We start from the raw sequence: 12,418 nt of genomic DNA, 5'->3' as shown, positions 1-12,418 counted from the left end.
GCGCTCGCCGCCCGGCTGCATTACCATACCGGCATTGCAGTTACCTACCTTTGTTTACTCTGCAAGGATATTGTTGGAGTCATGTCATGGCTTTGTCTACCCCGGCACCGGGTGCCTGGTCAATTTTCTTTATTTTTCTGCGGCTCGGACTGACTTCGTTTGGCGGGCCGGTGGCACACTTAGGCTTTTTTCGACAAGAGTTTGTGGACCGGCGGCGGTGGCTAAGTGACGAGGGTTATGCCGACTTGGTGGCTTTATGCCAATTTTTGCCCGGTCCGGCCAGCAGTCAGGTGGGGCTGGCTATTGGCTTATCGCGGGGTGGTTATACCGGCGCGCTGGCAGCCTGGGCCGGGTTTACCCTGCCATCAGTCATTGCATTGATCGTGTTTGCCATGAGTCTGACGGCTTTTGGTCAGGGGCTGCCTGAAGGTCTGCTGGCTGGACTGAAGCTGGCCGCCGTGGCGGTGGTGGCACAAGCCGTCTGGCAGATGGCACAGAAACTGTGTCCCGATAGTGCCCGTCGCACGCTGATGGTTCTGGCTGCGGCACTCATGCTGCTATTTCCTTCGGTATGGATCCAACTGGCTATTATTATGGCTGCTGCCCTGGCTGGCAGAGCGCTGTTGCCGGCCGCCTCAGGTGACGCGACCGATGATTTACCGGTACATACCCGCCGCTTCACGGCTGTGGGCGCCGGCGCGGTACTTTTATTACTGCTGTTTGGCCTGCCGCTGGTCGCATCATCCAGTCACGGACTGGCGCTTATTGATACCTTTTACCGGGCAGGCTCGCTGGTATTTGGTGGCGGGCATGTGGTTCTGCCTTTGTTACAGGCAGAGGTGGTGCCGGCTGGCTGGGTTGATAACCACACCTTTATGGCTGGTTATGGCGCGGCGCAGGCCGTGCCGGGCCCATTGTTTACCTTTGCAGCATTTCTGGGCGCGTCGATGGAGCAGGGCATCGGCGGAGTTTATGGAGGCTTGCTGGCAACCTTCGCTATTTTTCTGCCCTCATTTTTACTGGTAATAGCGGCACTGCCGTTTTGGCAGCTACTGCGGGTAAAGCCGGGGATTCGTGCCGCGCTTAACGGGGTCAATGCAGCTGTTGTCGGGTTATTGCTGGCCGCGCTGTATGATCCGGTATGGACCAGTGCGGTATATGGTCCGAGCGATGTGGTACTGGTACTGCTCAGCTTTACCGCATTGCAGATCTGGCGAGTGCCGGTGTGGCTGGTGGTATTGCTGACACCACTGGCAGGAATACTGTTGGGTTAATTGGCATAAAAAAAGCGCTGCCGGAGCAGCGCTTTAACAATGAATAGGAGATAGGTTATCGTCCCTGAATCCTCAGTTTCACAGCCAATTACTGGGCAATGAAAATGGTTTTTGCATTAACAAACTCTTTGATACCAAAGCCGCCATGCTCACGGCCATAGCCACTTTCTTTCACACCACCAAATGGCAGATTTGGCTGAGCAAGCGAATAACCGTTGATATTAATCATACCGGTATCAAATTCACTGCGAGCCAGTTCGATGGCGCGCTTCTCATCTTTTGAGAAAATACCGCCGCCCAGGCCATAGCGAGAATCATTGGCAATGCGCATAGCATCTTCATCGTCCTTGGCGCGGATAAACGAGGCTACCGGACCAAACAGCTCATCATCATAGGCCGGCATCCCTGGTTTTACATCCTCTAAAATCGTCAGTGGATAGTAATAGCCGGTATTATCAGACATCTTTCCGCCCATAATGCAGGTTGCCCCGGCGTCAATCGACTCCTGCACCTGTTTATCCAGTTTTTCCACCAGATCTTTGCGGGCCATCGGACCTACATCCGTATCTTCGGCGCGCGGATCGCCAACCTTTAATTTATTAAACGCTTCTACATAAGCCTCTTTAAACTGCTCGTAGACTTTATCCGTCACCACAAAACGTTTGGCCGATACACAGGTTTCACCGTTGTTGATAACACGACCCTGCACGCATGCCTGCACGGCAGTATCGATATCGGCATCTTCCAGCACCACAAAGGCATCATTACTACCCAGTTCCAGTACCGTTTTCTTCGACTGACTGCCGGCATTTTCTGCTACTTTCTTACCTACGCCATCCGAGCCGGTAAAGGTGACACCGCGGACTTTGTCATGCTTAATCAGCTCGCTCGCGGTACTGCCGCTGATGAGTAATGACTGATAAACATTTTTTGGAAAACCGGCTTCCTCATAAAGTTCCTGAATCATTTTAGCCATACCAAATACATTATCGGCATGCTTCAGTACAGTGGTGTTACCGGCCATAACATTAGGCACACTGTAACGGATTACCTGATACAGCGGGAAGTTCCAGGGCTGAATGCCAAGGATTACACCAACAGGCTGATAGGTAATAATGGCCGATCCGCCATCATAGTCGCGTTGTTCTTCTTTCAGTTGTTCAGCTGCATTGTCTGCAGTGTAACGGCAGATACCAGCGCATAATGCCACTTCCTGGTAACCCTGCTCTTTGACTTTGCCCATCTCCTGGATCATCAGTTCAACCAGATCATCTTTACGGGCTTCAATTGTGTCTGCTAGTGAATGCAAGAGTTTGCTACGCTCTTCAAGCGTGGTCTTGCGCCATTGATTGTATGCGTCATGCGATGCGTCAATAGCCTTATTCGCTTCCTCGGTGCTAAGCAGGGTATATGTTTGCAGTGTCTCTTCAGTTGCCGGATTAATAGTCTGGACTGTATTAGCCATGATGTTGTCTCCTGAATTGAACATGTGTTCTTAACGATGACTAAACAGGAGCAACATCAGGTCCAAACTGGCAAGATTTTTTTAAAGTTATTTTTATTCAGTAGCTTAGGTCTTTTGTGAAAAGGTAAGGTGAACGGGGTTCGTACTTTTTCGTCAGTACAAAATTTCTGGTGTTCTCCAAAAATTTCACGCTTTTTCAAACAACCGTTTAACTTTTAAACAGTTCAGCGTGGTTAAATCTGGCCATCGCCATAATGACCGCCAGTTCATACACACTTTGCCGGGTAGCCAAGTGGTGAGTCAGCAAACCTATAGCGCCACCCTGCTGCTTTATATTGGTGGTATTAAACAGCCGGTCCATGACATCTCCCAGTTCCTGTCCTTCACTGAGCGCCTGATAAACCACAGGCGGCAGAGGCAGACTGCTGCTGCGGGTGACCGACCACTCTCCATCGTGATAAATCGCCACATAGGCAAAGGTGACCGGTCCGTCGCAGGTCATCTCCACGCCACCTTCAAATGCCATAAACCAGTCGGCACTGGTGTTTGCTGGTATAAGCTCATCCAGCATGGTCTGCACCCGGTTAACTGCACCGGCCCGGGTCTCCTGTGCATTCATCGGCTGGTCGGGTACACCGCTATTGACCTGATGGGCCTGAGGGGTGACCGGCACGTTGAGCACACGCTGTAAGGTCTGGCCGGCCGCGTTAACCTTGACCGGATTGGCCGAGCCGACATGACAGATAACCGGTCTCATGACCGTGGTACCGGGTTGGCCAGAATATCGTTAATCAGTGTGGTGTAATCGGATACCGCATCAAACTCTTCGATGTGTTTAACCGGCTGCTGGCTATCGGGGTTGGCTACCGCCAGTAAATGGGCAATACCAAACGTGCGGGCAGCCTGCAGAATGGGCAGACTGTCATCGACAAACAGGGTACGGGCCGGGTCAAACCCCAGATGAGCCTGCAACTGCTGCCATAGTGACTGGGATTCTTTGGTCACACCAAACTGATGGGTAGAAATCAACGTATCGATATGGTCATCCAGTTGTGTATGTTCGATTTTCAGCGCCAGACCATCAGGGTGGGCATTAGTGACCAGAACTACGTTGCGGCCTGAGGCTTTAAGGGCATCCAGAAAAGGCAGCGTATCTGAGCGCAGGGCAATTAAATGGGCGACTTCCCGCTTAGCTGCCATAATGTCCAGCTTAAGGTAGTCGGCCCAGTAATCAAGACAATACCACTGGATCTGGCCGCTGACCTGTTCATAATGAGCCAACATACTGGCTTTAATCTGTTCAATGGGCTGGCCTGTCTGGGTGGCAACGGTCTGCGGCAGATGCTCCAGCCAGAAGTGGCTGTCGTAATGCAAATCAAGCAGAGTGCCGTCCATGTCCAGCAGTACTGTGTCGATGTCAGTCCAGTGCATATTAGGCAAGCGGTTTTCCTTATAATACATTAAGCTTTACACTAACCTTATCATAGCGAAAGTAAGTCACGAGAAATATGAGTAAAAAAGATCCTGCTACGACATTGCCGCAAATACATCATCGTGAAATCGTTGCCCGGAGCCGACTGTTCAAGGTTGAACGTGTCGACCTGGAGTTTTCCAATGGTGCTACCCGGCAATTTGAACGTATGGCAGGAGGCGGTCATGGTGCAGTGATGATTGTGCCACTTTTAGACGATGATACGATTGTTCTGGTGCGTGAATATGCGGCCGGTAACCATTCTTACCAGCTTGGCTTTCCCAAGGGGCTGATTGACCCGGGTGAGGATGCGATTCAGGCGGCCAACCGTGAATTGCAGGAAGAAGCCGGGTTCGCTGCCCGCGATCTGCACGAAATTCACAAGGTGAATATGGCGCCAAACTTTTTTAACTCTGAAATGCGAATTGTGGTGGCCCGGGACCTGTATCCTCAGCAACTCGAAGGGGATGAGCCTGAGCCGCTGGAAGTGGTGCACTGGAAACTCAGCGACGCCGCTGCCTTACTGGCCCGGGAAGACTTTATTGAAGCCCGGTGTATCGCTGCGCTGTTTTTGGCCCAGCAATGGTTAAAGGAGCAGTAAACCATGCAGGAAGATTCCTTAGACACTTTGTTAGCTTTGGCAAAAGATATTGCGGTGGAAGCCGGCCGCGATGTAATGAGAATCTATAACTCTGGCGATTTTGACGCTTATCAGAAAGATGATGACTCTCCGGTCACCAGCGCCGATTACCGGGCGAATGATATTATCAATAAACGGCTGAGCGCGGCCACGCCACATATCCCGATTTTGTCGGAAGAAAACAAACACGCCAGCCTTGAAGAGCGTAAAAAATGGCCTCGCTACTGGCTGATTGACCCGATCGACGGCACGCAGGAATTTATTGCTCGTAGCGGCGACTTTGCGGTCAACATTGCTCTGATTGACAACAATGAACCGGTAATCGGTGTGATTTTCTGGCCGCCGGGCCAAACCCTGTATTACGCCAGCAAAGGGCAGGGGGCATATAAAGAATGTCCGGATGAACACCGTCAGATTCACGTCCGCAAGCTGGACGATCCACAAAACAGTGTGGTAATGATCGCCATCAGCCGCCGTCAGGCCCGGGATAAAATTATGTCCCGGATGACCGCCCGGCGAGTTTACCAGACCTTGCCGCTGGGCAGCTGCTCGCTCAAATCCTGTTTTATTGCAGAAGGCAAGGCGGATGTGTTCATGCGTATCGGTATCACAGGTGAGTGGGATACCGGTGCGTCTCAGTGCATTGTAGAAGAAGCGGGAGGTCGTATTCTGGCCGCCGACTTTGAGCCACTGACCTATAACCAACGTACCACTCTTGAAAACCCGGACTTTGTCGTGATGGGCGACCAGCGTGTGCCCTGGCAGGACATTGTTCAGTACGAAAAGGAGTAACAATGATAACGCGTTCTGTAATGGCGCTTTCTGCGCTACTGGCGTTGCCGGCCTCTGCGGCCTGGCAACTGGACTCCGGTGCTTCTGAACTGCATTTTTTAAGCACCAAAAATGCGCAAATCACCGAGGTACATCAGTTTGATACACTAAGCGGTAGTGTGGGCAATGATGGCAAACTGACGGTCGCGGTACCGCTGAGCTCGGTGAATACAGCCATAGAGATCCGCAATACCCGAATGCAGGAAAAGCTGTTTGAAACCGCTGAATTTTCCAATGCGATGTTTACTGCCAGCCTGCCTGATGATGTGATGTCGATGTCAGCCGGCGAGTCGCAAATTCGTACCATTGAAGGGGCTATTGATTTGCACGGCAAAAATGTCGCGACCACCTTCAAGGTGATGATTAATCGCTTAAATGATGACACGCTGACGGTCTCCACCGTGGCTCCGACCGTGTTAAATGCCGGTGATTTTGACCTGGCTGAAGGGGTTAAGATGCTGCAGAGCATTGCCGGGCTGGACAGTATCACCATGGCTGTACCGGTTACCTTTGCCGTGACTTTTGATCAGCAGTAATCAATAAGCCGTGACCGGCTTACAGAAACAGATAAAGAGCAAAGCATGACGCTTTGCTTTTTTTATGCCTGAGCAACACAAAAAAATAGTAAAAAAAGGTGATAAAAAAGAACTGACTTATTAGAAAGTACGTATATATTTTCGACAGTAACACTTCCGCCTGACTCCCTCAGGCACTTACTGTTCGATCCTTCGTTTGTCACTTTCTTATGTGATGAGTTTGCCCGCTACTTGTGTAGCGGGCCTTTTTTTATTTACTGGTAAGCGCCGGCTGAGTAAGTTAACTCATAGCTATGGCTGTAAATTTCCAGAATATTACCAAACGGGTCTTCCATATAAATCATGCGGAAGGGTTTTTCGCCCGGATAGTAATAGCGAGGCTTCGGCATCCGGCGTTTACCGCCAGCCGCTTCAATTTTCTCAGCCAGACCTTCTACATCAGGATCCTGTACGCAGAAGTGGAAGATACCGGTTTTCCAGTATTCAAAGTTATTTTCCGGGTTTTCCTGATTTTTAAATTCAAAAATCTCTACTCCGATACGATCACCGGTCGACAAGTGAGCAATCCGGAATTCTCCCCAGCCTGCACCAAAAACATCCGTACACATTTCACCAATAGCGCTGTCGTCTTCTTCAATTCTGGTAGGTTCCATAATCAGGTACCAGCCAAGTACTTCGGTATAAAATTTTACCGCCGCATCCAGGTCAGGTACTGACAGACCGATGTGTGAAAATGTTCTGGGGAAAGGGGCTTGTTCACTCATGATATTGCTCCGGTGTGTTGTTAATTCATGAGCAAGGTTACGCTGAACCCAGCAAAATGATAAATTATGGTTTTTTCTTATTTTGATAACTGCATATTATGAAAATAAATCCCATCTGGTTGCGTACCTTCAGCGTGCTGGTGGACACGGGACATTTTACCCGGACCGCCGAAAAACTGTTTATGACTCAACCGGGAGTCAGTCAGCATATTCAGAAACTGGAGTCTGCCTGTGGCTATCCGTTAATTAAGCGAACGGGAAAAACCTTTACTGTCACCATGCAGGGTGAAAAGCTGTACACCTACGCCCAGACGCTTGAAGATAACGAGCAGCAGTTACTGATGCAGTTGGGAGCCGATGATCCGTACAACGGTACCTGCCGGATAGCTTGTTCCGGCTCCAGCGCGATCCGCCTGTACGCCAGGTTGCTTGAAGAGCAGCAGGCCCATCCGGGACTGCGCATTCATTTGCAGGCCGCGCCCTATCAAAGTGTGCTAAATGCACTGAAAAGTAATCAGATTGACCTGGGTATTGTCACCGAAAAGCCGGACTCACTGAGCTTTGAGGCCCGTAAAATCGGTCGCGAGGCCATTGCCATTATTGTTCCGGCCAGTCGCCCGCAGGGCGCGCAGAATCTGGCAGATTACCTGTTTGACCTGGGGATGGTGCGCCATCCCGACAGCGACTATTACACCAGTCTGTATTTAAATCGCAGTGAGTCGGATGTGCTCAGAGCAGTGCCGTTTAACAAAATACCGACCAAGAGCTTTGTGAATCAGATTCATGAGATTTTACTGCCGGTGTCTATGGGGTTGGGGTTTACTGTGCTGCCACGCAGCGTGCTTGAGGCCAGTGCGTATCAAAGCGCGTTAAGCGTAATGGGAAATATTCCGCTGATTGAAGAGCCGCTGTATCTGGTTTATCGCAGTGACCGGGACTTGCCCGCGCGTATGCATACCCTGATACCGGTGTTACAAACACAGCTGGACCAGGTATAACGGCATAAAAAACGCTACCCGAAGGTAGCGTTGTACTTACGCTTTCTGTGTTATCACTCGATCAGGGCATCATGCCCGTGACCAGACGATTAACGTTCGTCAGACGGCGCGTAGCGCTGTAGCCAGTGCGCATAAGGCGCTGGCATAACCCATGATGGCTTCTCTACGCCCAGCTTTTTGGCCGCAAAGTATGCCCAGTGAGGGTTGGTCAGATGCATCCGGCCAACCATGACCAGATCCAGCTGCTCTTTTTCTACGGTGTCGTTGGCCAGTTCCGGCGTATCCACACCCCAGGCTGTTGCCACCGGAATGTCTGCTTCACGGCGGACCCGCTCGGCAACGGGGGCCAGGAATGCTGGGCCCCACGGAATGTTGGCATCCGGTGTATTAAAGCCAACACTCACACTGACAAAATCAGCGCCTCTGGCTTTAAACTGCTTAACCAGTTCAATTGACTCCACCTGAGTTTGTTCATCATCACCATCATACTCAATCACACCAAAGCGGATGGTCAGTGGTAGGTTGTCTGGCCATACCTCGCGTACCGCGTCCAGCGTTTCCAGCAGGAAACGACCCCGGCCTTCGGCATCACCGCCGTACTCATCGGTACGGGTATTGGCATGTTTAGAGAAAAAGCTCTGCGCCAGATAGCCGTGCGCAAAGTGCAGTTCAAGCCATTCATAACCGGCTTGTAGAGCACGTTTTGCCCCGGCGACAAAGTCGGCTTTGACTCGCTCAATGTCGGCTTTGGTCATGGCTTCTGGTGTACGTGGTAAGTTGGCGCCAAACGGTACCGCTGAAGGACCAATGATGGGCCAGCCTTTCGGATCGTCTTCGGCCAGATGATCATCACCATTCCAGGGGCTGTTCGCTGATGCTTTACGACCGGCGTGGGCAATCTGAATACCGGCTACTGCGCCCTGGTCTTTGATACGCTGAGCCACATTGGCCAGACCCGCTACATGTTCATCTTTCCAGATACCCAAATCTTCAGGTGAAATCCGGCCTTCTGGTGATACCGCTGTTGCCTCAACAATCACCAGTCCGGCTCCGCCGCGGGCAAAAGACTGATAGTTCGCCTCATGCCACTGGTTTACAAAACCATCTTCTGCGCTGTACTGGCACATAGGGGGAACGGCAATACGGTTACGCAGAGTGACATCTTTGAGCGTAAATGTGTCAAACAGTGCTGACATAATCAATTCTTCCTTCTTTACTGTGAGTGAAGGTACTTAAGCACCCAGCTTACTGCGCTGGCGTGTCAGTAACGTTAAACCATTTAAGCAGGTCGTACCTTGCTATACGGATAGGAAATAGGGATGATTGAAAATATAAAAAATGAATGTTTTAAATAAAGCTGTTCCAAATTATGAATATCGCGTCGAAAGACTTTAATCTGTTAATGCTATTTACTGTGCTGTACGAAGAACGCAGCCTGAGCCGGGCCTCGGTGCGGATGAATCTGAGTCAGCCGGCTTTGAGTCACAAACTGAAAAAACTCCGGGCAGAATTTGATGATCCCTTGTTTGTGCGCACCGGTCGCGGTCTGGCCCCCACCCCGAAAGCTGATGTGATGGCACAGGAAGTGTGTACCCTGGTCAAATCGCTGGAAGGATTTTACATTCGCAGCAGCGAGCAGGATTTGGCCGGGCGTACAGACACCATCAGACTCTACTCCACCGACTTTATCGAATTTATGTTGCTGCCAAAGCTGATTCGACGGGTGCAGGAGCAGGCGCCGAAGGTACGCATTGTGACCTGCAACACCACCGGAGAATTTCCGCTCAAAGCACTGGAAAATGGCGACTGCGATATTGCCATTGCCGGCTTTTTTGATGCACTGCCCAACCACTTTTTTCGCCAGGCATTGTCTTCATTTGCCTTTGTGGTACTTAGTGACAGAAGTAATCAGTACTGGGGAAAGGCCCAGACTCTGACCAACTTTGTACGTTGTAAGCACGTGGTCACCACCTTAAATGGCGACTTTAAAGGTATTATGGATAAAGCGCTGGATGCCGAAGGGCTTAGTCGTGATGTGATTGCCGGGGCATCGAGTTTTTTAACCCTGCCTCATGTGATTAAAGCGTCTGACATGCTGCTGACCTGTCTGGAGCCGATTGCCGTGCACATGTGCAGTGTGGCATCAGAGCTGATGATGCATCCAACGCCCATCGCCGCGCCGCAGGCGCAGATTGAGCAGGTTTGGCATCCGCGTACCCATGAAGATCCGCTGCGCCGCTGGCTGCGCCAGGAAATCAAAGCCATACTGGCCGAGCATGCCGGGCGCTGTGAACAACTGGCAAAATCATTCACGCCCGGCAATAAGGGTTAGGCTGCCAGCGTGAGAATCTCGCGGGCCCTGGCCAGGTCAATATCACCGTGCTCGCCCAGCGCGGTCATACCATTACGCTCAAGGTTTGCCACGATATCGTCAATGCCGGCTTTTTCCACATTGTGATCCGACAGGCGGGTCTGAATCTGCATGCATTCAAAGAAGTCCTGCACCGCTTTAATCGTCAGATCGATTCGAGTGGCATCATCACCAGAGGTAATGCCAAATACCCGTTCGCCCAGTTGCAGAATCTTGGCTTTTTTCTGGTCGCGCTGCACATACATCAGTGACGGCAGCACGATAGCCAGGGTCACGGCGTGATCCAGGTTATACAGGGCAGTCAGCTCATGGCCAATCATGTGGGTGGCCCAGTCCTGTGGCACACCTTTGCCAATCAGGCCGTTTAAGGCCATGGTGGCAGACCACATCACATTGGCGCGCACATCATAATCCTCTGGCGTAGCCAGCGCTTTCGGGCCTTCGGTGACCAGCGTCTGTAAAATACCCTCAGCAAAGCGGTCTTGCAGTGGTGCGTTGACCGGGTAGGTCAGGTACTGCTCAATCACATGAACAAAGGCATCAACCACACCGTTGGACACCTGGCGCGGTGGCAGTGAGAAAGTGAACTCCGGATCCAGTACAGCAAATACCGGTTGTACGCTTTCTGATGAAAACGCCCGCTTCTGCGCGGTTTCTTTACGTGTTACCACTGAGTTGCCGTTACTTTCTGAGCCTGTGGCCGGCAGTGTCAGTACTGCACCAACAGGTAGCGGGTTGTCAAAGCTGGCGCCGGCAACCAGAATATCCCACGGGTTACCTTCAAAGTTAACCGCTGCGGCAATAAACTTGGCGCCGTCAATCACGCTACCGCCACCCACTGCCAGAATAAAGTTCACCTGGTTGTCGCGAGCGGTATGCACGGCTTTCATCAGGGTTTCATATTCCGGGTTAGGCTCAACCCCCTGAAACTCAACCACGTCGGCGTCTGCCAGGGTGCGCATCACCTGATCATAAATACCGTTATTTTTAATGGAGCCACCGCCATATAAAAACAGCACTTTGGCATTAGCCGGTAAACGGGCCGGGACTTCGCTAAGCTGGCCCTGGCCGAATAAGATTTCGGTCTGGTTTTTAAAGTTAAAATTCAGCATGTATTATTCCTCTACAGATAAATCGGGATAAAATCAGTCAGCCTGCTGGTCCAGCAGTTCAATCAGCTTGTCTGCGAGCAGGTCATCAGAAAACGGGTTCTGGCCGGTGATCAGTTCTTTGTCCACCATTACATGGGGCTGCCACATGTCGGCATAATCCATTTTGCCGCCGGCGGTGTTCATCGCGTCGGCCGGATAATAAAGCAAGGTGGCGTCACCCAGTGTGCTTTCAAAGTATTCTTCTTCCGGGGTGGAGAAAATCGTCATCTGATAACCGTCGTAAATCCAGTCAGATGCCGATGCCTGACGTCCGGCTTGCAGGTCGGCCACATATTGTTGAGGCTGCTGCTGAGCAGATAGCAGGGCAATCGGGCCGTGGCAGATGGCTGCCGTAGGTTTGCCGGCGTCATGGAAGTGGCGCAAAATAGCCCCCACCTCAGGGTTATTGGCCAGGTCAATCAGTGGCGCATGGCCACCGGGAATAAAGACACCTTCGTATTCATCCAGTCCGGCATCAATAACCTGCTGTAACGACAGGGTATCGTCAATGCCATCCAAAGAGGCCACAAACTGCTCAATACGGTGCATGGTGTCCGGGTTGCCATCAAAATATTGCGGAATCACTGACTTTTTATCGACCGCCGGTGCATTACCTTTGGGAGTTGCCAGTACCAGAGTGTAGCCAGCTTCGGTCAGGGCTTTGGCCGGAACGCCAAATTCATTCAGGTAGTAACCGGTGGGTTCTGTTTTGCCATCGGCCAGCTGCATTACATTTTCACTGGACAACAAAACCAGGATCTCTCCCTTGCTGTCCTGAGCCATTGCCTGGCCCGACATACCGGCAGCAACCGCCAGTGAAATCAGCGTAATTGGTGCTTTCATCATTAATGCCTGTCTTGTTTAAGATGGCGCGTATCCTAAGCAAATTGTGCTGTTGGCAGAAGTCAGATAAATTT

General features: G+C 51.3%; 13 protein-coding genes. 6 read left to right on the top strand and 7 right to left on the bottom strand.

Translation table 11 applies throughout. From position 1 onward, the window contains the following. Nucleotides 1-86 precede the first annotated feature (86 nt). Nucleotides 87-1,274, top strand: coding sequence for a chromate efflux transporter (chrA, locus tag EZV72_RS17745; protein ID WP_137168487.1), 1,188 nt, complete (start codon nucleotides 87-89; stop codon nucleotides 1,272-1,274). A gap of 88 nt (nucleotides 1,275-1,362) precedes the next feature. Here the strand turns inward: chrA and EZV72_RS17740 are convergent, their stop codons facing one another. From EZV72_RS17740 to yrfG, 3 genes are all read right to left on the bottom strand, one after another. Next, entirely contained in the window at nucleotides 1,363-2,739 is a 1,377-nt protein-coding gene (locus tag EZV72_RS17740) for an NAD-dependent succinate-semialdehyde dehydrogenase (RefSeq protein WP_137168486.1), read from the bottom strand. 208 nt (nucleotides 2,740-2,947) lie between these two features. Beyond that, nucleotides 2,948-3,496: an inosine/xanthosine triphosphatase gene (gene yjjX, locus EZV72_RS17735; protein WP_137168485.1), complete on the bottom strand. Its 549-nt coding sequence runs from the start codon at nucleotides 3,494-3,496 to the stop codon at nucleotides 2,948-2,950. Next, nucleotides 3,493-4,179 carry a GMP/IMP nucleotidase gene (gene yrfG, locus EZV72_RS17730; protein ID WP_137168484.1) on the bottom strand — a complete coding sequence of 229 codons (687 nt, stop codon included), beginning with the start codon at nucleotides 4,177-4,179 and terminating at the stop codon, nucleotides 3,493-3,495. The genes yjjX and yrfG overlap by 4 nt, the downstream gene beginning before the upstream one ends. A 68-nt stretch (nucleotides 4,180-4,247) precedes the next feature. Between yrfG and nudE the strand changes: the two genes are divergently transcribed. The 3 genes from nudE to EZV72_RS17715 are packed head-to-tail and all read left to right on the top strand — an operon-like array spanning nucleotide 4,248 to nucleotide 6,217. Beyond that, entirely contained in the window at nucleotides 4,248-4,811 is a 564-nt protein-coding gene (gene nudE, locus EZV72_RS17725) for an ADP compounds hydrolase NudE (RefSeq protein ID WP_137168483.1), read from the top strand. 3 nt (nucleotides 4,812-4,814) lie between these two features. Continuing rightward, on the top strand, nucleotides 4,815-5,642 hold the full coding sequence (cysQ, locus tag EZV72_RS17720; protein ID WP_137168482.1) for a 3'(2'),5'-bisphosphate nucleotidase CysQ: 828 nt from the start codon (nucleotides 4,815-4,817) through the stop codon (nucleotides 5,640-5,642). A gap of 2 nt (nucleotides 5,643-5,644) precedes the next feature. Beyond that, complete coding sequence (locus EZV72_RS17715) at nucleotides 5,645-6,217, top strand: YceI family protein (protein WP_137168481.1); 573 nt, start codon at nucleotides 5,645-5,647, stop codon at nucleotides 6,215-6,217. A 254-nt stretch (nucleotides 6,218-6,471) separates the two neighbouring features. On the opposite strand, the gene EZV72_RS17710 is transcribed toward EZV72_RS17715, so the two are convergent. After that, nucleotides 6,472-6,981 carry a lactoylglutathione lyase family protein gene (locus EZV72_RS17710; protein ID WP_137168480.1) on the bottom strand — a complete coding sequence of 170 codons (510 nt, stop codon included), beginning with the start codon at nucleotides 6,979-6,981 and terminating at the stop codon, nucleotides 6,472-6,474. Between the two features lie 98 nt (nucleotides 6,982-7,079). On the opposite strand from EZV72_RS17710, the gene EZV72_RS17705 reads away from it, so the two are divergent. Further along, entirely contained in the window at nucleotides 7,080-7,979 is a 900-nt protein-coding gene (locus tag EZV72_RS17705; RefSeq protein ID WP_137168479.1) for a LysR family transcriptional regulator, read from the top strand. 89 nt (nucleotides 7,980-8,068) lie between these two features. Here the strand turns inward: EZV72_RS17705 and EZV72_RS17700 are convergent, their stop codons facing one another. Then, the gene (locus tag EZV72_RS17700) at nucleotides 8,069-9,175 is read right to left on the bottom strand and encodes an NADH:flavin oxidoreductase/NADH oxidase (RefSeq protein ID WP_137168478.1); all 1,107 of its coding nucleotides are present in this window, start codon (nucleotides 9,173-9,175) and stop codon (nucleotides 8,069-8,071) included. A 173-nt stretch (nucleotides 9,176-9,348) separates the two neighbouring features. On the opposite strand from EZV72_RS17700, the gene EZV72_RS17695 reads away from it, so the two are divergent. After that, complete coding sequence (locus EZV72_RS17695) at nucleotides 9,349-10,311, top strand: LysR family transcriptional regulator (protein WP_137168477.1); 963 nt, start codon at nucleotides 9,349-9,351, stop codon at nucleotides 10,309-10,311. On the opposite strand, the gene EZV72_RS17690 is transcribed toward EZV72_RS17695, so the two are convergent. Together EZV72_RS17690 and EZV72_RS17685 are read right to left on the bottom strand one after the other, a co-directional pair. Then, entirely contained in the window at nucleotides 10,308-11,462 is a 1,155-nt protein-coding gene (locus EZV72_RS17690) for an iron-containing alcohol dehydrogenase (protein WP_137168476.1), read from the bottom strand. The genes EZV72_RS17695 and EZV72_RS17690 overlap by 4 nt on opposite strands. A gap of 33 nt (nucleotides 11,463-11,495) precedes the next feature. Next, nucleotides 11,496-12,344 carry a type 1 glutamine amidotransferase domain-containing protein gene (locus EZV72_RS17685; protein WP_137168817.1) on the bottom strand — a complete coding sequence of 283 codons (849 nt, stop codon included), beginning with the start codon at nucleotides 12,342-12,344 and terminating at the stop codon, nucleotides 11,496-11,498. Nucleotides 12,345-12,418: the final 74 nt, after the last annotated feature.

The organism is Salinimonas lutimaris, assembly GCF_005222225.1.
Lineage (GTDB): Bacteria > Pseudomonadota > Gammaproteobacteria > Enterobacterales > Alteromonadaceae > Alteromonas > Alteromonas lutimaris.
This window is presented reverse-complemented; position numbering and strand designations above follow the sequence as displayed.